General features: G+C 74.1%; 20 protein-coding genes, 1 other RNA gene and 3 pseudogenes. 10 read left to right on the forward strand and 14 right to left on the reverse strand.

Features of this window, described 5'->3' with window-relative positions:
- Positions 1-83: 83 nt before the first annotated feature.
- Both PV343_RS27590 and PV343_RS27595 read left to right on the forward strand, forming a co-directional pair.
- A pseudogene (locus tag PV343_RS27590) lies at positions 84-287 on the forward strand (ABC transporter permease); the annotation flags it as partial.
- Positions 288-310: 23 nt separating this feature from the next.
- Positions 311-547, forward strand: a pseudogene (locus PV343_RS27595) (ATP-binding cassette domain-containing protein); the annotation flags it as partial.
- Between the two features lie 83 nt (positions 548-630).
- Here the strand turns inward: PV343_RS27595 and PV343_RS27600 are convergent.
- Positions 631-957: a nuclear transport factor 2 family protein gene (locus PV343_RS27600; RefSeq protein WP_319149689.1), complete on the reverse strand. Its 327-nt coding sequence runs from the start codon at positions 955-957 to the stop codon at positions 631-633.
- 128 nt (positions 958-1,085) lie between these two features.
- On the opposite strand from PV343_RS27600, the gene PV343_RS27605 reads away from it, so the two are divergent.
- From PV343_RS27605 to PV343_RS27615, 3 genes are all read left to right on the forward strand, one after another.
- Positions 1,086-1,631 (forward strand): DoxX family membrane protein, encoded by a 546-nt coding sequence (locus tag PV343_RS27605; protein WP_319149690.1) that lies wholly within the window; start codon positions 1,086-1,088, stop codon positions 1,629-1,631.
- Positions 1,632-1,707: 76 nt separating this feature from the next.
- On the forward strand, positions 1,708-2,043 hold the full coding sequence (locus tag PV343_RS27610; RefSeq protein WP_319149691.1) for a MazG-like family protein: 336 nt from the start codon (positions 1,708-1,710) through the stop codon (positions 2,041-2,043).
- A 54-nt stretch (positions 2,044-2,097) separates the two neighbouring features.
- Complete coding sequence (locus PV343_RS27615) at positions 2,098-2,607, forward strand: hypothetical protein (RefSeq protein ID WP_319149692.1); 510 nt, start codon at positions 2,098-2,100, stop codon at positions 2,605-2,607.
- A gap of 58 nt (positions 2,608-2,665) precedes the next feature.
- Here PV343_RS27615 and rnpB read toward each other — a convergent pair.
- From rnpB to PV343_RS27640, 6 genes and pseudogenes are all read right to left on the reverse strand, one after another.
- Positions 2,666-3,067: RNase P RNA component class A (gene rnpB, locus PV343_RS27620), an RNA gene on the reverse strand.
- Between the two features lie 70 nt (positions 3,068-3,137).
- Positions 3,138-3,965, reverse strand: a pseudogene (locus PV343_RS40455) (DMT family transporter); the annotation flags it as partial.
- Between the two features lie 19 nt (positions 3,966-3,984).
- Positions 3,985-4,809, reverse strand: coding sequence for an AraC family transcriptional regulator (locus tag PV343_RS27625; protein ID WP_319149693.1), 825 nt, complete (start codon positions 4,807-4,809; stop codon positions 3,985-3,987).
- A gap of 52 nt (positions 4,810-4,861) precedes the next feature.
- Entirely contained in the window at positions 4,862-5,395 is a 534-nt protein-coding gene (locus PV343_RS27630) for a TetR/AcrR family transcriptional regulator (protein WP_319149694.1), read from the reverse strand.
- Positions 5,388-5,798, reverse strand: coding sequence for a DUF4260 family protein (locus PV343_RS27635; protein WP_319149695.1), 411 nt, complete (start codon positions 5,796-5,798; stop codon positions 5,388-5,390). The genes PV343_RS27630 and PV343_RS27635 overlap by 8 nt, the downstream gene beginning before the upstream one ends.
- Before the next feature lie 148 nt (positions 5,799-5,946).
- On the reverse strand, positions 5,947-7,383 hold the full coding sequence (locus PV343_RS27640; RefSeq protein ID WP_319149697.1) for an RNB domain-containing ribonuclease: 1,437 nt from the start codon (positions 7,381-7,383) through the stop codon (positions 5,947-5,949).
- Positions 7,384-7,457: 74 nt separating this feature from the next.
- Between PV343_RS27640 and yaaA the strand changes: the two genes are divergently transcribed.
- Both yaaA and PV343_RS27650 read left to right on the forward strand, forming a co-directional pair.
- Positions 7,458-8,240, forward strand: coding sequence for a peroxide stress protein YaaA (gene yaaA / locus PV343_RS27645; RefSeq protein ID WP_319149698.1), 783 nt, complete (start codon positions 7,458-7,460; stop codon positions 8,238-8,240).
- A gap of 83 nt (positions 8,241-8,323) precedes the next feature.
- Positions 8,324-8,986: a bifunctional 4-hydroxy-2-oxoglutarate aldolase/2-dehydro-3-deoxy-phosphogluconate aldolase gene (locus PV343_RS27650; protein ID WP_319149699.1), complete on the forward strand. Its 663-nt coding sequence runs from the start codon at positions 8,324-8,326 to the stop codon at positions 8,984-8,986.
- Here the strand turns inward: PV343_RS27650 and PV343_RS27655 are convergent.
- From PV343_RS27655 to PV343_RS27665, 3 genes are read right to left on the reverse strand one after another with little or no spacing between them, the layout of a single operon-like run.
- On the reverse strand, positions 8,958-10,490 hold the full coding sequence (locus tag PV343_RS27655) for a bifunctional RNase H/acid phosphatase (RefSeq protein WP_319149700.1): 1,533 nt from the start codon (positions 10,488-10,490) through the stop codon (positions 8,958-8,960). The two genes, PV343_RS27650 and PV343_RS27655, sit on opposite strands and share 29 nt — an antisense overlap.
- Before the next feature lie 12 nt (positions 10,491-10,502).
- Positions 10,503-11,246, reverse strand: a complete 744-nt coding sequence (locus tag PV343_RS27660; protein ID WP_319149742.1) for a zinc ribbon domain-containing protein — start codon at positions 11,244-11,246, stop codon at positions 10,503-10,505.
- A gap of 13 nt (positions 11,247-11,259) precedes the next feature.
- Complete coding sequence (locus tag PV343_RS27665; protein ID WP_319149701.1) at positions 11,260-12,099, reverse strand: Nif3-like dinuclear metal center hexameric protein; 840 nt, start codon at positions 12,097-12,099, stop codon at positions 11,260-11,262.
- Positions 12,100-12,287: 188 nt separating this feature from the next.
- Here PV343_RS27665 and PV343_RS27670 point away from each other — a divergent pair, with 188 nt between their 5' ends.
- Positions 12,288-13,490 (forward strand): hypothetical protein, encoded by a 1,203-nt coding sequence (locus PV343_RS27670; RefSeq protein WP_319149702.1) that lies wholly within the window; start codon positions 12,288-12,290, stop codon positions 13,488-13,490.
- A 96-nt stretch (positions 13,491-13,586) separates the two neighbouring features.
- Positions 13,587-13,742 carry a hypothetical protein gene (locus tag PV343_RS27675; protein ID WP_319149703.1) on the forward strand — a complete coding sequence of 52 codons (156 nt, stop codon included), beginning with the start codon at positions 13,587-13,589 and terminating at the stop codon, positions 13,740-13,742.
- An 81-nt stretch (positions 13,743-13,823) separates the two neighbouring features.
- Here PV343_RS27675 and PV343_RS27680 read toward each other — a convergent pair whose 3' ends face one another.
- From PV343_RS27680 to PV343_RS27690, 3 genes are read right to left on the reverse strand one after another with little or no spacing between them, the layout of a single operon-like run.
- On the reverse strand, positions 13,824-14,762 hold the full coding sequence (locus PV343_RS27680; protein WP_319149704.1) for a 3-oxoacyl-ACP reductase: 939 nt from the start codon (positions 14,760-14,762) through the stop codon (positions 13,824-13,826).
- 8 nt (positions 14,763-14,770) lie between these two features.
- The gene (locus tag PV343_RS27685) at positions 14,771-15,847 is read right to left on the reverse strand and encodes a Zn-dependent alcohol dehydrogenase (RefSeq protein ID WP_319149706.1); all 1,077 of its coding nucleotides are present in this window, start codon (positions 15,845-15,847) and stop codon (positions 14,771-14,773) included.
- Positions 15,848-15,876: 29 nt separating this feature from the next.
- A complete protein-coding gene (locus PV343_RS27690; protein WP_319149707.1) occupies positions 15,877-16,752 on the reverse strand; it encodes a MaoC/PaaZ C-terminal domain-containing protein in 876 nt (291 codons plus the stop codon).
- A 311-nt stretch (positions 16,753-17,063) separates the two neighbouring features.
- Here PV343_RS27690 and PV343_RS27695 point away from each other — a divergent pair, with 311 nt between their 5' ends.
- Positions 17,064-18,362 carry a sensor histidine kinase gene (locus PV343_RS27695; RefSeq protein WP_319149708.1) on the forward strand — a complete coding sequence of 433 codons (1,299 nt, stop codon included), beginning with the start codon at positions 17,064-17,066 and terminating at the stop codon, positions 18,360-18,362.
- Here PV343_RS27695 and PV343_RS27700 read toward each other — a convergent pair.
- Positions 18,340-19,908, reverse strand: a complete 1,569-nt coding sequence (locus tag PV343_RS27700) for an alpha-L-arabinofuranosidase B (RefSeq protein ID WP_415923517.1) — start codon at positions 19,906-19,908, stop codon at positions 18,340-18,342. The genes PV343_RS27695 and PV343_RS27700 overlap by 23 nt on opposite strands.
- Positions 19,909-19,925: the final 17 nt, after the last annotated feature.

Genomic DNA, 19,925 nt, shown 5'->3' on the forward strand with positions numbered 1-19,925 from the left:
TCTTTTACTCAGTCCGCCTCAAAGGTTCCTCCCTAGCTTGTGGCCGCGCCCACATCGGGCGCCGACAACCTCCGAGGAACGGGATGTTCGGCATCTGTCTCAGGCGCGAGCTGAGCCGCCGCAAGAAGGCCGCTCTGGTCGTCGCGATGGGTCTGGCGCTCGGAATCGCGCTGGTCATCACCGTCAACTCGGTGTCGGCCGGCATGACGCAGGCGCAGGACAAGGCCCTGAAGTCGCTCTACGGCCTCGGCACCGACATGACGGTCACCAAGGCCAGGTCGGCGCCCAGGGCAAGGAGACGGTCGAGGCGCTGCGCGGCGTCGACCTCACCATCGCGGACGGCGACCAGCTCGTCATCCAGGGCCCGACGGGCGGCGGCAAGTCCACACTGCTCCAGATGATCGGCGGTCTCGACCGGCCGACGTCCGGCGCCGTCGAACTGGACGGCGTCGACCTCGCCACCCTCGGCGAGGCCCGGCTGACCCGGCTGCGCGCCGAGAAGATCGGCATCATCTTCCAGTCGTTCAACCTCATCCCGACGCTGACCGAGAGTTGAGGCGCGCACGAGCACAAGCCCCGGGGCGGCGCCGGTACGCGGCCGGTGTGCGGCCGGCGGGGGCGGGCCGCGGGTCAGGCCTGGCCGGTCTCGAAGCGGGAGATCCGCCCGTCGTCCTCGACGGTGAAGGACCACCGGGTGCGCATCTCGCCCCAGGTGTCGTTGCGGTAGCGGGCGAGGAGGTTGCGGCCGCCGTTGGACTCGTTGTCGACCTCGAGGTGCCCGTGGGTGGAGAAGATCTCCTGGTCGATCCAGTCGGCGAGATCCCGGTCGGAGCCGTCGTCGGCCATGGTCGCGCCGGGCGCGAGGAGAGACAGGAACCCCTCCCGGTCATGGGAGTTGACGGCGTTGACGAAGGCCCGGACGGACGGATCGCGGAGCTTGGCTGGCTGAATCGTCATGGCGTCAGGCTCACACCGCTCCCCCGGACCCGCCACCCGAACGCCATCCAGGGCGGGCCCGGCGGTGTGGGAGCTGCGACGGTGGAGACACGAGAGCGATCCGTCCGCCTGCCTGCTGGGGAGTCACCGTGACCTGTTACGACCGACGCGATCTGGGCCTGCTGCTGCTCCGGCTGGGGACGGGCGGGGTGCTCGCGGCGCACGGCGCGCAGAAGCTGTTCGGCTGGTTCGGCGGACACGGTCTGGAGGGCACCGGCCAGTTCATGGAGTCCGTCGGCTACGCGCCGGGCAAGGCGAGCGCGACGGCGGCGGGCCTCGCGGAGGCGGGCGGCGGCACCCTGCTGGCCCTGGGCCTCGCGACCCCGGCGGCCGGGGCGGCGGCGGCCGGCGCGATGGCCGGGGCCGCGGCGGTCCACATGCCCAACGGCTTCTTCGCGCAGGAGGGCGGCTACGAGCACGCGGCGAGCCTGGGCCTGGCCGCCGCGGGCCTCGCGGTGACCGGGCCGGGCCGGCTGTCCCTGGACCACGCCATCGGCCACGTCTTCGACCGCGGATGGATGGTGCCGGCCGCCCTGGGCGTGGCCGCCGCGGGCACGGCCCTGGTGGTGGGCGCACGGACGCGCCGGGTGCGACGCAAGACGGAGGGCGAGCAGGAGGCCCTGTTCGAGGAGTAGACGCCCGCGGCGCCGGGCCGCACAGGCGGCGAGGAACAGGCGCCGGGACTGCCGCCGGCGTGGCAGGCTGCGGGGCATGACCGCTCAGCAGCCCGCACCCCTGTGGCCGACGATCGACGCACTCTGGTCCCGCCTGGAGGCGACACGCGCGCACGCGGGCCCGGAAGGCGTCCTGCTGCGCATCCTCAAGCTTTCCGAGGAGGTCGGCGAGGTCGCCGAGGCGGTGATCGGCGCCACCGGCCAGAACCCGCGCAAGGGCGTCACCCACACCTGGGAGGACGTCCAGTCCGAACTGTGCGACGTGGCGATCACGGCCCTGGTGGCCCTGCGCACCCTGACCCCCGACGCCGACGAGGTCTTCGACTCCCACCTGACCCGCGTACGGGACCGGCCCCTGACGCCGGGTGCGTAGCGATGTCCTAGCGTGTACCCCGTTGGGTGGCCGGACTTTCATGGGGGTGGCCGGATGGGCCTTTTCGACGTGTTCACCGGCACCAGGCGCCCGGAGGACGGCGTCGCACCGCGCTCCGTCGAGGAGGTCCGGGCCGCGCTGCTCGACGTCAGCGGGCCGGACACGCCCTACGTGGTGCGCAACGGTGCCCTTGAGAAGGCCGATCTCGTCGCGGAGTGGCGTGTCCGGGATCCGGCCTGGCACACCTTCTTCGCCCGGACCCAGGTGAGCCGGACCATCCAGGTCAAGATGCGTCTGGTCCCGGAGCGTCGTGAGGTCCGCGCCCTCGACCGCGCGTGGGACGTCACCTGGGTCGGAGACAGGCCCAGGCTGGTGCTGTCGGCGGAGCGGTCCCGCGGGCAGGTGCGGACGGTTTCCCGGCGCTGGACGGTCGAGCGAGGGACCGACGGCCGCCTCCGGACGACGGAGGAGTTTCTCTTCGATTCCGCGGAGCTGAAGACGCCCCTCCAGGAGGCGGTCCTCGGCGCGGGGTGGACGTGGCGCGGGGTGCTGTTCGGCCTCTGACCTCCCGGCCGGACGCCGCAAGGCCCCGCACTTGTCTTCCTGTTCAGGGCCCGGAGGGCAGACGAGTCGGGCTGTACGCCGGGTTCTGTTCCGAGGGATCCTCGCGGGGCCCTCGGCGACGGCCATCCATCTAGGGCCGGTGTTGCCACCGGCCTCGTGCGGTCTACCCGCGGACTCGGGCGGGCAGCCCTCGAACGTCCGCGCAGGAGCACCGGGGTGCTCCCTTTTGACCTTGCTCCAGGTGGGGTTTACCTAGCTGCCCAGGTCACCCTGGGCACTGGTGGTCTCTTACACCACCGTTTCACCCTTACCGAGGACCGAGATCCCCGGCGGTCTGCTTTCTGTGGCACTGTCCCGCGGGTCACCCCGGGTGGCCGTTAGCCACCACCCTGCCCTGTGGAGCCCGGACGTTCCTCGGGAAGCCCCCTGAGGGACTTCACGCGGCCGTCCGCCCGGCTCGTCTGCCGTGTCGACCATGGTACCGGGCGTGCGGGACGGCGGGGACCGGCGGCGGCCGTCGCCAGCACCGAGCCCGCCAGGATCAGCGTGAAGGCCGCCAGGATCCCCGCGGTCAGCGGCTCGTGCAGGAACAGGGCGCCCGCCGCGACCGCCACCGCCGGGTTGACGTAGGTGAAGACCGTGGCCCGGGTCGGGCCGGCCTCCTTGATCAGCTCCAGGAAGGCCACGAAGGCGAGCGCCGTGCAGACGACGCCCAGGCCGGCGAGGGCGGCCAGGACCTGCGCCGAGGGCATCCGGGCCGGCCAGGTCGCCGCCGCCGCGGGGGCGTAGACGAGGGCCGCCACGGCCAGGCAGGGGGCGGTGAGGTGGAGCGAGGGGACGTCCTTCAGGTAGCGCGCCGCGATCAGCGGGGCCGTCGCGTAGCCCACGACCGTCAGCAGCACCTCTGCCAGCGAGCGCGCGTCGCCCCCGGTGAGGTGCGGCACCGTCAGCACGCCGACGCCGGCGAGGCCCAGCACCAGGCCGGACAGCCGCCGTACGCCCAGCCGTTCGGTGTGGCCGAAGAAGCGGGCCAGCGCCACCCCGACGATCGGGACGCCCGCGATCAGCAGCCCCGCGGTGGAGCTGGACAGATGACGCTCGGCGTCCGTCAGCGTGAACCACGGCCCGACGATCTCGACGCACGCGAAGGCCAGCAGGGGCAGCCAGTGCGCCCGGACGGTCCGGACCAGACCGGCCTGGCGCAGCGCGAAGGGCAGCAGCAGGGCCGCGCCCAGGGCACAGCGGGTGAACACCACCATGGACGGGGACAGGTCGTCCACCGCCACCTTGATCATCAGATAGGGGATGCCCCAGACCACTCCCATCAGGGAGAACAGGAACCAGCCGCGTGCAGTCATACCGCGAGTCTCGGCCGGTTCAGGCCCGGCCGTCTTGAACGCTGTTGCGGTACGCCGCCGGGGTCACCCCGAGCACGCGCCGGAACCAGCGGGTCAGGTGCGCCTGGTCCGCGAAGCCGACCAGCGCGGCCGCCTCGGCGGGGCGCAGCCCCGCGTCCAGGAGTCCCCGGGCCCGGTGCACCCGGTGCTGGGCGAGCCAGGCGTACGGCGGTATCCCGACTTTCGTACGGAAGGCGCGCAGTAGCTGGTAGCGGGACAGGCCGAGGTCGGCCGCGAGGTCGGCGAGGGAGGGCGGCTCCAGCAGCTCGTCGGCGAGGCGGTCCTGGACCGCGCGGGCGACGTGGTGCGCGCCGGGGACGCTGCCGGGTGCCGGGCGGGCGGTGGAGTGGCGCCGGGCCAGGGCCGCGAGCAGCCAGGGGATGCGGGACTCCGCCTCCAGGGGGTCGGGGCGGGCGCCCAGGTCGGTGTGGGTGCGCAGGAGGGCGGCGGCCAGCTCGGGGTCGTCGATCAGCGGTTCGGGGAAGTGCGGAAGGCCGCCGAGGGTGCCGTCGGCGACGAGGGCGGGGTCGGCGTACAGAGCGCGGTAGGCGTAGCCGTCGGTGGCGTTGCCGGGCCCGCCGGTGTGCATCTCGCCGGGGGCCAGCACGACGATGGAGCCGGGCCCGGTGCGGATGTGGCCGCCGCGGTAGTCGATGACCTCGGAGCCGCCGACGCAGACGCCGATCGTGAACTCGTCGTGCGCGTGCGGGGCGTAGACGTGGGTGTCGAAGCGAGCGGTGAGGAGGTCCAGGCGCGGGCCGCACCGCCCGAGCCGGGCCCTCGTCCACAAGGCCTGTTCCGCCATCCGGCGCCCCTCTCCCGTGGCGTTCCCTTCCCGGACCCCGTCGCCGATACGGTCAGGGTGTCCCCACGGGGTGGAACGCTCTCAGGCCCCTTTTCCATGCCGTGTCCAGGTCGGCGTCTTCCGGGAACCGGCCGTGGATCTCCAGGATCACCATGCCGTGGGCGAAGGCCCAGACCGCGCGGGCCTGGTCCAGGTCGCCGGCGCAGGCCCGCAGCAGCGGCAGCGCGGCCCGGTCCTCCAGGCCCGCGGGGAGTTCGGCGCGCGGGAGGGGCTGTTCCGTGGCGAGGCGGTACAGGTGGGGGTGGGCGAGGGCGTAGGCGCGGTAGGCCCCGGCCAGGGCTTCGAGGGAGCCCGGGGTGCGGGCCTCGGCTGCTTCCAGGGCCTCGGCGGACTCCGTCAGCATCTGCGCCGTCAGCTCGACCTCGACGGCGTGCTTGTCGGGGAAGTGCTTGTACAGGGACGGCGCCCTGATGCCGAGGCGGTCGGCGAGGGTCCGCATGGTGAGCCGGTCGGGCCCGGACTCCTCCAGGATGTCCCGGGCGGCCCCGGCGATCTCCCGGGCTCGCGGGGTGAGGCGGTCAGCCACGCTGGAAGCCCTCCTTGGTGCGCAGTCCGTAGCCGAAGGCGCGGTCGTACGAGATGTGGGCGATCCAGCCGCACAGCGCGGCGAACGCGGGGACCCAGCTCATGGGGGTGACGGTGTAGAGCACGATCAGCGTCAGCGGGACCAGGGCGCGGTGCGCCGCGTTGTAGTAGGGCACCGCGCGGGGCGCGAGCCGGCCCTTCGTCATGTGGGGCGCTTCGTCCAGGGCGACCAGGAAGGCCAGGTCCGGCAGGACGAAGAAGAGCAGGGCGAGGGCCCCCGCGAGCCAGCCGTGGTTGACGGCCTCCAGGACGGCGAAGGCCGACCAGAACAGGCCGCCGGCGAACCATGCCGTGCGGCGCAGGATCGTGCGGACCGGGGTCGTACCGGCGGTCGGACCGGTCATGGCTGCCTCCAGGCGCGTGCTGTCCGGTGCTGTCCCCGTGAAGGGGCTAACGATGTTAGCCACGACGGTACGGCTAACAGCGTTAGCCGTCAAGGAGGGGGCAGCCGTCCGTGGGGTGAGCGCCCTCGGTCGGGCTGGGCGGGCGCGCTCAGGCGGGCGCGAACAGGATCTTCGCGGTGCCCGGGTCGGCCTGGGTGAGCCGGACCCGCAGCCGTTCGCCGAGCGGCAGGTGGTCGCCCTCGATCCGGCCGATGACGGCCGGGGTGACGAGCTGGACGGTGCCCACGGTCGGCCGGTGGTCGGCGAGCTCGATCACGCAGCCGTCGAAGACGTCCCCGACCCGGTCCTTCAGCAGCGCGGCCTCGACGATGTCGACGCTCTCCCGTTCCACCGTGCCCGCGAGCCGCGAGCCCTCGGCCATCCGCCGGGGCAGCGCGTCGAGCGCGGCCGGGACCCAGGCCGGCGCCTCGCGGCCGGCGGCGGCCGCCAGGCACAGTTCCAAGGCGTAGCGGTCGGCGAGGCGGCGCAGCGGGGCGGTGCAGTGCGCGTAGGGGGCGGCGACGGCGGCGTGGGTGGTGATCGCGGGCAGCTCGCCGTCCCGGAAGACCGTGTACCCGGCGCCGCGCAGCAGGGTCGTGCACTCCTGGAGGAAGGCCGCGTGGTCCGGCCGGTGCGGGTCGAGACCGCGGATCAGCGCCGCGTACGACACGTGGTGCGGCCAGTCGATGCGCAGGGCGACCGCGGTGCGCCGCAGCCGGGCCACGGCGCCGTCGGGGGCGGCGGGCAGGGTGCGCAGGATGCCGGTGCCCGCGGCCAGCATCAGGTCGGCCGCGGCCATGCCGGTGAGCAGGGAGAGCTGGGCGTTCCAGTCCTCGGCGGGCAGCGGGGCGCGGAAGCCGGGCGAGTAGGTGTGGTCCCGCTCGGTGACGATCTGTTCGGGCACGCCGAGCGAGATGCCGCCGCGCTCCGCCTCCAGGCGCTGCCGCGCCCGCCCGATCTCCTGGAGCAGGGCGACCGGCTCCTCGGCGGTCCCCCCGTCGATGAGCCGCTGCACGCCCGCGTAGTCGAGCCCGGCCCGGCTGCGGACCAGGGCGCGGCGCACGTCGACGGCGACGGTACGGCCGTCGGCGTCGAGGTCGGCCGTCCACAGCACGGCCGGCCGGGTCCGGTCCGGCAGCAGGCTCGCGGCGTCCTCGCCGAGCACGGCGGGGTGCAGCGGGACCTTCCCGTCGGGGAAGTAGAGGGTGTTCACCCGCCGGTGCGTCTCCGCGTCCAGCGCGCCGCCGGGGGTGACGAAGGCGGCCACGTCGGCGATGGCGTATCGGACCCGGTAGCCGGTGCCCCGGCGGGACAGGTGGGCCGCCTGGTCGAGGTCCGCGGCGCCGGGCGGGTCCACCGTGAAGAACGGGATGTCCGTGGCGTCGGCGTACGACGGCGGGAGTGCGGCCTTCGCCGCGTGCTCGGCCTCCTGAAGGACCTCCGGCGGGAAGTCCCGCGACAGGCCGAGGCCGGTGCGCAGTGCGGCGAGGGCCGCCCGGAGAGGGGCCTCGGGGGCGCCGGTCACACGGAGCTTGCGGCGGGGCATGTGTCGAGCGTAGGGCGCGGGCGCCCCGGCAGCACCCCGTACCCTGGCGCAGAGCCGATGAGAAGGAGTACGTGGTGCTGGTCCTGCTGCCGCCGTCGGAAGGCAAGGCGAACTCGGGCCGCGGCGCCCCGCTGAAGCTGGACTCGCTGTCCCTGCCGGGGCTGACCGGCGCGCGGGAGGCCGTCCTCGGGGAGCTGGTGGAGCTGTGCGCCGCCGACGAGGAGAAGGCGCGCGAGGTGCTCGGGCTGAGCGAGGGGCTGCGCGGCGAGGTCGCGAAGAACGCGGGGCTGCGCACCGCCGGGGCCCGTCCCGCCGGCGAGATCTACACCGGTGTGCTGTACGACGCCCTGAGCCTGGCCTCGCTGGACGCGGCGGCGAAGCGGCGCGCGGCGCGCTCGCTGCTGGTCTTCTCCGGGCTGTGGGGCGCGGTGCGGGTGACCGACAGGATCCCCTCCTACCGCTGCTCGATGGGCGTACGGCTGCCGGGCCTCGGCGCGCTGGCCGGGCACTGGCGGGCACCGATGGACGAGGTGCTGCCCGAGGCGGCCGGTGACGGCCTGGTGCTCGACCTGCGCTCGGCCGCCTACGCGGCCGCGTGGAAGCCGAAGGGCGAGGTGGCCGGGCGCACCGCGACGGTGCGGGTGCTGCACGCGCCGACGCGCAAGGTCGTCAGCCACTTCAACAAGGCCACGAAGGGCCGGATCGTGCGCGGTCTGCTGTCCGCCGGGATCGCGCCGAAGGACCCGGCCGCGCTGGTGGAGGCGCTGCGGGAGCTCGGGTACGAGGTGGAGGCGCAGGCGCCGGGCAGGGCGGGGCGGCCGTGGGCGCTGGACGTGCTGGTGGAGGAGATCCACTGAGCCGGCGCTGACCGGGAGGTCTCACGTTGCAACATACGCAACGCCCTTTGCGCATGTTGCCGCTCGTGGGCACGATGTGGGGCATGACCTCACCGCTGCCCTCGTCCTCGGCTGCCTCCGTGCTGGATCTGGCGCCCGTCGTGCCCGTCGTGGCGCTCTCCGACGCCGCCGACGCCGTACCGCTGGCGCGCGCGCTGGTGGCCGGCGGGCTGCCCGCCGTCGAGGTGACGCTGCGGACGCCCGGCGCGCCCGACGCGATCCGGGCGATCGCCGGGGAGGTGCCGGACGCGGTGGTCGGCGCGGGCACCGTCATCACCCCGGAGCAGGTGAGCGCGTGCGTGGCGGCCGGGGCGCGGTTCCTGGTCAGCCCCGGCTGGACGGACGCGCTGCTCGCCGCGATGCGGGCGTCCGGGCTGCCGTTCCTGCCGGGGGTGTCGACCACCTCGGAGGTGGTGGCGCTGCTGGAGCGCGGGGTGCGCGAGATGAAGTTCTTCCCGGCGCAGGCGGCGGGCGGCACGGCGTATCTGAGGTCGCTGGCCGGGCCGTTGCCGCAGGCCCGTTTCTGCCCGACGGGCGGGATCGGTCCGGAGATCGCCCCGGAGTACCTCTCGCTGCCCAACGTCGGCTGCGTGGGCGGGAGCTGGATGGTCCCGGCGGACGCGGTGGCCGCCGGGGACTGGGACCGGATCGAGCGGCTGGCGCGGGCCGCCGCCGGGCTCAGGGACGCAGGTGGGACGTGTCGTTGAACAGCCGGACGCTCGCGTTGCCGTCCGCGTAGTACGCCACCGCCGACAGCGAGGCGGCCGACAGCTCCATGCGGAACAGCGCCTGGTCCGGGGCGCCGAGGGCGAGCCGCACGAAGGTCTTGATCGGGGTGACGTGGGTGACCAGCAGGACCGTGCGGCCCGCGTAGGCCGCGACCAGCTTCTCCCGGGTGGCCTCGATCCGGACGGCGGTCTCGGTGAAGCTCTCGCCGCCGCCGGTGGGGCGGGCCGCCGGGTCGGCGAGCCAGGCGTTCAGGTCGTCCGGGTGCCGGTCGCGGACCTCGCCGAAGGTCAGGCCCTCCCAGGCGCCGAAGTCCGTCTCCCGCAGCCCGTCGTCGACCGCCACGTCGAGGCCGAGGCGGGCGGCGACGATGCCCGCGGTCTCCCGGGTCCGGGCGAGCGGGGAGGCGACGATCGCCTGGACGGTCCCGCGCCGGGCGAGCGCCTCGGCGACCCGCCGGGCCTGCTCCCGCCCGGCGTCCGAGAGGGAGGGGTCGGTACCGCCACTGCCGGAGAACCGCTTCTGCGGGGTCAGCGGCGTCTCCCCGTGCCGCAACAGCACGAAGGTGGCGGGGGCACCCATGTCGGGAGCGGCACTCCAGCCGGGGGTGGAGGGCTGCTTCCGCTCGCCGGGGGCGGCGCGTCCTTCACCGCGCCCTGCGGCGCCTGCCGCGCGGCCCGTGACCGCGGGATGCTCCGCGCTGCGCACGGTTGCGGGGCGTCCCCCGCTGGGCGCTGCTACCGACAGCGCCTCGCCGCCCGTGACCGCGGAGCGCGACTCGCCGCCCGCGGCCGCGGTGCGCTCTTCGCCGCTCGCGTCTGCCGAGCGTGCCTCGCTGCCCGGGGCGGTCGGACGCACCGCATCGCCCCCGGCTTCGGCGCGCGCCTCAGCGGCGGCGACCACCGAGTCCGCCCCGGCACCCCCGCCCGCGCCCGCCGCCGGCGACTCCGTAGGCCGGGACTTCGCCAGCGCCGCCCGGGCACGGGCCGCGCCCGCCGTCGCGTCTCCGGGTGGGCCGGCCGGCTCCGGTGGGGTGTCCAGGGCGGCGCGGGAGGCCGACGGGGACCACTGGCCGCCCTTGGCACCCGCGTCCATCGCCTCGTTGGCCAGCCGGTCGGCGTGCTTGTTGCGTTCGCGCGGGATCCACTCGTAGGTGACCTGGCCGGGCGCGAAGACGCCACGGGCCTCGGCCGCCAGCGGCTTCATGTCGGGGTGCTTGATCTTCCAGCGGCCCGACATCTGCTCGACGACCAGCTTGGAGTCCATGCGGACGTGGACCCGCGCGCCGGGGTCGAGCGCGTGCGCGGCGCGCAGTCCGGCCAGCAGCCCCCGGTACTCGGCCACGTTGTTGGTGGCGACGCCGATGTACTCGGCCGCCTCCGCCAGCGTCTCCCCCGTCGCCGCGTCGGCCACCAGCGCGCCGTAGCCCGCGGGCCCTGGGTTGCCCCGCGACCCGCCGTCGGCCTCGACGATGAACTCCCGCACCGCGCCGGCTCCCTACAGCCCCGACTCGGCCGTGCGCACCAGGATGCGGCGGCAGTTCTCGCAGCGGACCACCGTGTCCGGGGCCGCCGAGCGGACCTCGTTCAGCTCGGTGATCGCCAGCTCCTGGCGGCAGCCCTGGCAGGTGCGGGCGTACAGCTTCGCCGCGCCGATGCCACCCTGCTGCTCGCGCAGCTTGTCGTACAGCTTGAGCAGGTCGGCGGGCACGGAGGCGGCGATGACCTCGCGCTCCTTGGTCACCGAGGCGACCTCGCCGTCGATCTCGCCGAACGCGGCGCCCCGGCGGCCGGTCGCGTCGTCGATCCTGGACTGGACGGAGCCGACCCGCTCGGTCAGCTCCGCGACCCGCTCCTGCGCGGCCTCGCGGCGCTCCATGACCTCGAGGACGACGTCCTCCAGGTCGCCCTGCCGCTTGGCGAGGGAGGCGATCTCGTGCTGCAGGTTGGACAGGTCCTTGGGCGAGGTGACGGCGCCGGAGTCCAGGCGCTGCTGGTCGCGGGCGGCACGCTGGCGCACCTGGTCCACGTCCTGCTCGGCCTTGGTCTGCTCGCGGGCGGTGTCGCTCTCCTCGGTCTGCGCGGCCACCAGCAGGTCGCGCAGCTGGGTGAGGTCCTTGTTCAGCGAGTCGATCTCGGCGTGCTCGGGCAGGGACCTGCGCCGGTGCGCGAGCTGCTGCAGGCGGACGTCGAGGGCCTGGACGTCGAGGAGTCGGATCTGGTCGGCGGACGCGGCGTTCAGTTGGGGGCTCCCGTTAGTTCGTGGTGGCGGTGGACGCCGCGTGGGCGGTCCAGGGGTCGGTGACCGTCTTGGAGACATGGACCCTGAGGTCCCAGCCGTGGCGGTCGGAGATCTCGTCGAGCTGGGCTGCGGCCAGCTCGCACCAGGGCCACTCGGTGGCCCAGTGCGCCGCGTCGAGCAGCGCGAGGGGACTGTGGGCGACGGCCTCGCTCGCCGGGTGGTGGCGCAGGTCGGCGGTGAGGAAGGCGTCGACGCCGGCCGCGCGGACCTGGTCGAAGAGGCTGTCGCCGGAGCCGCCGCTGACGGCGACCGTGCGGACGACGGCCTCGGGGTCGCCGGCCACCCGGATGCCCTGTGCGGTGGCGGGCAGCCGCTCGGCGGCGCGGGCGGCCAGCTCCCGCACGGTGACCGGGTGGTCGAGTTCGCAGACCCGGCCGAGTCCCCGGCAGCCCGCCGGGTCGGTCGGGTCCGGCACGAGCGGCGCCACGACCCGCAGGCCGAGCGCGCCGGCGAGGGCGTCCGAGACGCCGGGGTCGGCGGTGTCGGCGTTGGTGTGGGCGACGTGCAGCGCGATGTCGTTCTTGATCAGGGTGTGCACGACCCGGCCCTTGAAGTGCGTCGCCGCGACCGTGGTCGTCCCGCGCAGGTAGAGCGGGTGGTGGGTGACCAGCAGGTCGGCGCCGAGCTTCACCGCCTCGTCGACGATCTCCTGGACGGGATCGACGGCGAACAGGACCCGGGTGACCTCCTGGTCGGGGTCGCCCACGACCGTGCCGACCGCGTCCCAGGACTCGGCCCGCTCGGCGGGCCACAGGGTCTCCAGCGCGGCGATGACTTCAGACAGACGGGGCACGGGGAAAAGGCTACCTGGCCGTTCTGCCCGGATGTACCGCATCGGCCTCGTTCGGATCCGGTCAGCACAGACGCCCCGGTTCCCTCAGCAGAATCGCTTCTGCGCCACCCGTATGTGTGAAGCCGGGGTCGGCCGCTCCCCCGTCCGCGCGCACGAAAACTAGCTTCGTCGCCGGAGGTGACCGAACGATGACGGCCTGTGCGATCGAACCCCCCTCCACCGGCGAGGAAGGCGGTGCGCCGGGGACGGGGTGCGCCATCACGGCGGACGGCGCGTACGCCGCCCGTCTCGCGCTGGACGGCGACTGCTGGTTCCCGGAGCGCTGGACCCTGGACGGCCCCGAGCCCTACGCGGTGGCGCTGCCCGGCAACCAGCCGGAGGAGCCCGGCACCCAGGTGCAGCCGATGGCGGACGGGCGGGTGCTGATCCACCGTCCGGTGGAGCGGCGGCACACCTTCTCGCTGCTGTACCCGACCGGCCCGGGCACCGGCGAGCTGCCGCTGGGCGCGGTGGAGTGCCCCGAGCCCGGCACCCGGCTCACCCTGCTGCCGCCGGCCCCGGGCGGCGCCCTGGCGTACGCGCTCGCCGTCGGCCCGCGTTCGACGATGGTGTGGCTGGTGGCGGGCGGGGCCTTCGGGCCCGAGCGGCTGGCCGAGGTCCCGGGGCGCTGTTCCGGCGGGGTCTGGCTGGACCGCGCCGGGCGGCTGCTGGCGCTGGACCGGGAGCTCGGCGGGCGCACCAAGACGGTGGCGGTCGACCTCGGGCGGGGCGGCGAGATCTCGCCGCTGCTGCAGATCACGGAGGCCAGTGACGACCGGCTGCTGCTCGCCGACCCGGACAGCGGACTGCTGCTGATCTCCTCGGACGCGCCCTCCCCGGGGCAGGAACGATTGGGCTGGGGGGTCATGGGCAGCACGCTGCCGGTGCGCTTCCCCGAGTGCCTGCGGCTGGCCGACTCCTCGGTGAAGCCGTTCGCCATCCAGCCGGAACAGGTGCTGACGCCGGAGCACTGTGCGGTGGCGCTGCGCGTCGACGGTCCGCTCGGGACCTGGGTCGGCAGCTGGCGGCCCGCCGAGCGGCGGGTGCGACCGCTGGCCGCGCCCGAGGGGTGGCTGGCCGGGGCCGGGCTGTGGACGCGGGACGGGGTGCTGCGGCTGCCGTACGCCACGCCGGAGGTCCCGTGCGGCGTGGCGGAGCTGGTGGTGCCACGGGCGGAGCGCGCGGACGCGGCGCCGGGGGACACCGCCCCGGACGGGCCGGTGCGGGACGGCATGGTCGCGGGGACGCCCGCGGTGTTCCGGCGGACGGCCGAACCGGAGCCCGAGGAACCGGCGGTGGCCCGTCCCGTGCCCTTGCAACAGGCCCCCCTGGGACGTCTTGTAACGAAGTAGTGCCGGTTGGCGTGTGCGCCTGGAGTCGGCCCGTGGTGGGCCGGTTACACTCGCCCGGCTGTACGAAAGATCATGTTGACGGGGTGAATACTTCCGATGAGCGACACCAGCACGACGCAAAAGCTGTCTGCCGACTCTCAGGACGCCGGGCACGGCCGGCACCGGGGCCCGAACGCGGCTCAGGACAGTGAGACGGCTCCGCACGGCCGGCACCGCAAGCCGGTCCAGGAGACCGCCGAGGCGGCCGCCTGACGGAACACGGAACAGCGAGAACGAGAGGGGCTCCCCGTCGCCGACGGGGAGCCCCTCTCCCTTTTCGTCCCGCCCTCGCGTTCAGCGGCGGCCGAGGCCCAGCACCTCCGCCGCGGCGAAGGTCTCCCCCGGCGGCCGGTCCGCGTAGTGCGGGGTGAGCAGCGCGTCCAGCTCGTCGTACGTGAACGTCTCCTGCTTGCTGTCGAACTGCGCCCGTACGCGCGGGCGTTCCACGACGGCGACCATGCCGCCGTGGACGACGAGCAGCTGGCCGTTGACCCGGGCGGCGGCGGGTGAGGCCAGGTAGCCGACGAGCGGGGCGACGTGCTCGGGGGCGAGCGGGTCGAGGCCCTCGTCGGGCGGCCGCAGGCCGGCGAAGACGTCCTCGGTCATCCGGGTGCGGGCGCGCGGGCAGATGGCGTTGGCGGTGACGCCGTACTTGGCCAGGGCGAGCGCGGTGGAGGTGGTGAGGCCGACGATCCCGCCCTTGGCCGCCGCGTAGTTGGGCTGTCCGGCGGAGCCGGCCAGGAACGCCTCCGAGGAGGTGTTCACGATCCGCCCGTACACCGGGCCCCCGGCCGCCTTGGACCGCTCCCGCCAGTGCGCGGCGGCGAAGTGGGTGGTGTTGAAGTGGCCCTTGAGGTGGACCCGGATCACCGAGTCCCACTCGTCCTCGGTCATGGAGAAGACCATGCGGTCGCGCAGGATGCCCGCGTTGTTGACCAGGATGTCCAGGCCGCCGAACTCGGCGAGCGCCCGGCCGACGAGTTCGCGCGCCTGCCCGAAGTCGGAGACGTCGCCGGTGTGCGCGACCGCCCGGCCGCCCGCCTCGCGTATCTCGGCCGCGGTCCGCTCGGCGGGTGCGGCGGAGGCCTCACCGGAGCCGTCGCGGCCGGGCTGCCCGTAGTCGTTGACGACGACGGCCGCGCCGAGCCGGGCGAGTTCCAGGGCCTCGGCCCGGCCGAGCCCGCGCCCGGCCCCGGTGACCACGGCGGACCGTCCGTCCAGTGGCAGTGACATGGCCGGCCTCAGATCTCGATGCAGGTGCGCAGGGCCGTTCCCGAGCGCATCTGGTCCAGTGCCTCGTTGATCTCCGCCAGCGGCACCCGATGGGTGATCAGGCCGGCCAGGTCGATGCGGCCGGCCCGCCACAGGGCGATGGCCCGCTCGTAGGAGCGCAGCACGTCCCCGCCGCCGTACAGGGACGGCAGGATCCGCTTCTCGTCGAAGAACAGCTCGAACATGTTGAGCTGCAGGAAGTCGTCCATGGCGCCCGCGCCGACGACGACCAGGGTGCCGCCGCGCCGGGTGTTCTCGTAGGCGGTGCGGGCGGTGGCGGACCTGCCCACGACCTCGAAGACGTAGTCGAAGCCCTCGCCGGCGGTGACCTCCTGCCGGGCACCGGGCAGTTCGTCCGGGGAGACGGCCCTGGTCGCGCCGAACCGCAGGGCGGCCTCGCGCCGGGAGGCGACCGGGTCGACGGCGACGATCTCGGCGGCGCCCTTGAGCCGCGCGCCCTGCACCGCGGAGATGCCGACGCCTCCGCAGCCGATGACGGCGACCGACGAACCGGCCTGCACGTCGGCGGTGTTGAGGGCGGCGCCGAGTCCGGTGGTGACCCCGCAGCCGATCAGCGCGGCGATGTCGAAGGGCACGTCGTCGGGGATCGGCACCGCGCAGCCGGCGTCGACGACGACCTCCTCGGCGAAGGTGCCGGTGCCGGCGAAGCCGAAGACGTCGCCGCCGGGGCGCCTGAAGTTGGGGGTGCCCGCGTTCATGAAGCCGGCCAGGCACAGTTCGGTCTGGCCGCGCCGGCAGGCCGGGCAGCCCCCGCAGGCGGGCAGCCAGCACAGGACGACCCGGTCTCCGGGCTTCAGGTGGCTGACGTTCTCGCCGACCTCGATGATCTCGCCGGCGCCCTCGTGGCCGGGCACGAACGGGGCCGGCTGCGGCAGCACCCCGCTCATCGCGGACAGGTCCGAGTGGCACAGCCCGGTGGCCCGCACCCGGACCCGGACCCTGCCGGGGCCGGATCCGACCGCCTCGACGTCGTCGAACACCTCCAGCTTGTCCTGGCCGATCTCGTGCAGTACGGCTGCGCGCATGGTGCGGCTCCCCTCGGAGGCGGGCGGTGTCAGGAGTGGCGGACGATGGTGTCGGCGAGGACGGGCGCGTCGTCCCGCTCCACGGCGCTCACAGCCACCCGCACGCTCCCCTCCTGCCGCCACATGCGGATGCGCAGGGTCTCGCCCGGGTACATCACGCCGGCGAAGCGGGTCGTGTAGCCGCGGACCCGGGTCACGTCGCCGCCGAGCAGCGTGTCGACGACGGCCTTGAGGGTGATGCCGTACGTGCACAGGCCGTGCAGGATGGGCCGGTCGAACCCGGCGCGCTTCGCGAACTCGGGGTCGGCGTGCAGCGGGTTCCAGTCGCCGGACAGGCGGTAGAGCAGCGCCTGGTCGGCGCGGACCGGGCGTTCGACGGTCCTGTCGGGTGCGCCGGCGGGCGGGTCGAGGCGGTTGGCGGGGCCGCGGTCGCCGCCCCAGCCGCCCTCGCCGCGGACGAAGATCTGCGAGTCGTTGGTCCACAACGGGCCGTCGGTGTCGGCGACCTCGGTGCGCAGGACCAGGATGGCGGCCGTGCCCTTGTCGTACACGGCGGCGAGCCGGTGGGTGGCGGTGGCCGTGCCCTGGGCCGGGACGGGGCGGTGGATCTCCAGTGTCTGCCCGCCGTGCAGGACCTTGGCCAGCTCGACCTCCACGCCGGGCATGGACAGTCCGCCGATGACGCCCGGCGCACCGGCTCCGGCGACGGTGGCGAAGCTCGGCAGGACGTGCAGCCGGGACTCCAGCAGGTAGCGCAGCTCGTCGGGGTCGGTGGCGGGGCTGTCGCGGTCCGGGTCGGCGCCGGCGCCGATGCCGAGGTGGTAGAGCTGGACGTCCTTCGTGGTCCAGCTGATCCCGTCGGTCCGGGGTCCGGCGGCGAGGGCCTTGACGGCGTCGATGGGCATGGGGCTCCTGACGGGTCTCAAGACCTCGGTGCGGACGTCCGCACCGTCGGCCGCACCGAGGTCGTCCACGGGCGGATCTAGAACGCGTTCCAGTCCGGCGCCCTCTGTATAGCCGAGCGCCCGGTACTTGTGAAGCCTCCTGACACTGTGTCAGATCGACGGTTGTGACATTTGTACCGCCCAGGTCCGTACATCCGCGCCTTCCCGGAGGCGGCCCGGGTTCCTACCGTCGTAGGCAGGGCACAGCACCGGGCGCGGACCCGCTCCCGGTGCGATCATCATGCTGACCAACTGATCGGGGGAACAGGGACATGACGTGGTGGCTCGGAGTGAAGTGCCAGGTGACGGCCTGGCAGGCGGCGCGGGCGCAGTGGAAGGCGGACCACGAGCGCTTCAGGACGGCGCAGCGGACCGCCCGGAAAACGGGCCGGGTCCCCGACGTCGACCACCCAGGGCCGCCGCCCACCGGCTTCGCCCTGCTGCCCTGGCTGCTGATGGGCATGGGGTCCTTCTCCAACCTGCTGCAGGGCCGCACCGCCAACCCCTGGATCGGCGGCCTCGGCCTGCTCGTCTTCAACTCGCTGTACATCTACGTCACCTTCCGCTCCTTCCACCGGGACAAGCGCCAGGCGGTGTCCACACGGGTGGCGCTGGGGCTGATGGGCCTGCTCACCACGGGTCTCGCACTCGGGTACGGCGGCAACTGGCTGATGTTCTTCCCGCTGCTGGGCCTGGCGGCCGGCGCCGCCCTGCGGGGCCCGTGGCTGGGCCGCACGGGGCTGCTGCTCGCGCTGTACGCGGCCGGTGTCTCCGCCGTCCGGGACGGCTGGGGGGACGCGACGAACATCGGGTACGCGACCTTCCTGTCGAGCATGGTGACCGCGGCGATCCTCGGGCTCTCCGAGGCCGTGCGGGAGCTGCGGAGCGCCCGCGAGGAGCTGGCCCGGCGGGCGGTGGAGAAGGAGCGGCTGCGCTTCTCCCGCGATCTGCACGACCTGCTCGGGCACACCCTGTCGGTGATCGTGGTGAAGTCGGAGGCGGCCCGGCGGCTGGCCCCGCGGGACATGGACAGGGCCCTCGCGCAGATCGGTGACATCGAGTCGGTGGGCCGGCAGGCGCTCACCGAGATCCGCGAGGCGGTGACCGGCTACCGCGAGGGGAGTCTGGCCACCGAGCTGACCCGGGCCCGCTCGGCGCTGTCCGCGGCGAGCATCCGGCCGGTGGTGCGCCAGTCCGGGGCGCCGCTGGAGCCGCAGACCGAGGCGCTGCTGAGCTGGGTGGTGCGGGAGGCGGTCACCAACGTCGTCCGGCACAGCGCCGCCGGCCGCTGCGAGATCACCGTGGAGAGCACGGCCGAGCGGGCCCGGCTCACCGTCACGGACGACGGCACCGGTGCCGCCGCCGGCCGGGCCGCCGCGTGCCCCGCCGGAGGCATCGGCGGTACCGGTCTGACGGGTCTGACCGAGCGCCTGGCGGCGGCGGGCGGCTCGCTGCGGGCCGGCCCGTCGCCGCGCGGCGGCTTCACGGTCACCGCCGAACTCCCGGTGGAGCCGGCGGCGCTCGCGGCCGTGGGGGCGGCTGCCGCGGTTACGGCGCCCAGGGCGGGCTGACCACCCAGCTCACGTCGTCGCTCCATGAGGCGGCGCTGTCGAAGGCGTTGGCACCCCCGTCGCTCGCCGCGTAGACGCCCAGGTCGTAGTGGCGCAGGTAGCGGGCCGGGTAGTTGTACGACACGAACGAGGTGCCGGTGCCGCTCTTGCCGGCGACCGGGCAGAAGGTGGCGTCGGCGCGGAACTGGCTCGTGCCGTTCATGGGCTGCCGGTGGATCCGGTAGTTGTAATGGCGCAGGAAGTCACCGGGGTAGTTCCGCGACTCGAAGGAGACGCAGGAGGCGTCGGCGAGCCCCCGGCGCACGATCCAGGTCGCGTCGTTCCGGTCGAGCGCGGAACTCCCGGACATCACCGGGGAGATGACACCGGCGTCGGCCTGGTGGCGCAGGTAGTCGGTGGTGCAGCAGGGGGTGGTCGCGCGCAGCGAGATCTCCGATCCGGGGCTGAGGGTGCCGGTGCTGCCGGTCGGGCCGCCGTACCCGGCGGAGACGATGTCGGCCTGGACGGCGTCGTCGGCCGCGTCCGTCGGTATCCCGGAGGTCATCACGCCCTCGAAGAAGGAGCCGATGGAGCCGTTGCTGTTGTCGCCTCCGGTACCGAGGACGATCGCGCCCTCCTGGTGCATGGGCGAGTAGCCGCCGGCGGTCGGCTCACCGCCGGAATAGGTGGTCGTCAGTCCGCCGGATTGCGCGTTGCCGTATTTCAGCGCGAAATGGTTCTGCCCGTTGTTCTTCAGCAGGGCGGTCACGAAGGGCATCGGTCCGGTGCCGGTGTTCGAGGTGTTCCTGCTGTACCCGGCGTCGGACTGGAACAGGCCGTTCTCCAGGTCGGCCTGGACCCAGGGCCCCTGCCCGTAGCAGGGCGCGAACCAGCACTCGGTGCCGAAGTTGATGGCGTCCATGTGCCCGTTCCCGGTGTCCTTGTTGTTCGTCTCGGCGTTGCCGTAGTCGAAGCAGCAGGCACCGTTGACGTGGGTGCCGGAGGTGACCATGTACATCCCCTCGGCCTGCCCGTTCACGGCCACGCCGGAGGTGGAGTTGTCCCGGTAGCCCATGCCTGCGGAGATCTCCAGACCGTAGACCTGGTGCCCGCCGACGGTCACCGGCAGGGCGTCGGCGGGCGCCCCGACGTCGGCCCCGCCGGCTCCGCCCGCACCCTCCACGGTGAGGTGGTTGTGGCGGGCCGACTGGTCGTAGATCTCGGTGATGATGCAGGTCGTACCGGCGCAGAAGGAATCCTGGGCGGCCGCGTTCGCGTAGCCGCCGGTGGTCAGCACGCCGATGTTCGCGCTCGCGCCGTCGGAGGCCCGCTTCACCTGGTAGAGCGAGCCGCCGTAGGAGGAGTACAGGGCGCGGACGAGGCTGTGCGCGGCCACGCACGGCGTGCCGGCGGCCGCGTAGACGTCGCAGGGCCGTGAGCTCGCGGCGGCGGCCCGCGGGGCGCCGGTGCCGAGGACGAGCGCGGCGACCGACGCGCACACCGCGAACACCGCGAGCACGGACAGGGCGGCGCTCTCGATCCGCCGTGGGACGGAGCGCGGGAGAATGGGGAACACGTGCACCT

The sequence above is a fragment of the Streptomyces sp. WI03-4A genome (assembly GCF_033792105.1).
GTDB classification, from domain to species: Bacteria; Actinomycetota; Actinomycetes; order Streptomycetales; family Streptomycetaceae; genus Streptomyces; species Streptomyces collinus_A.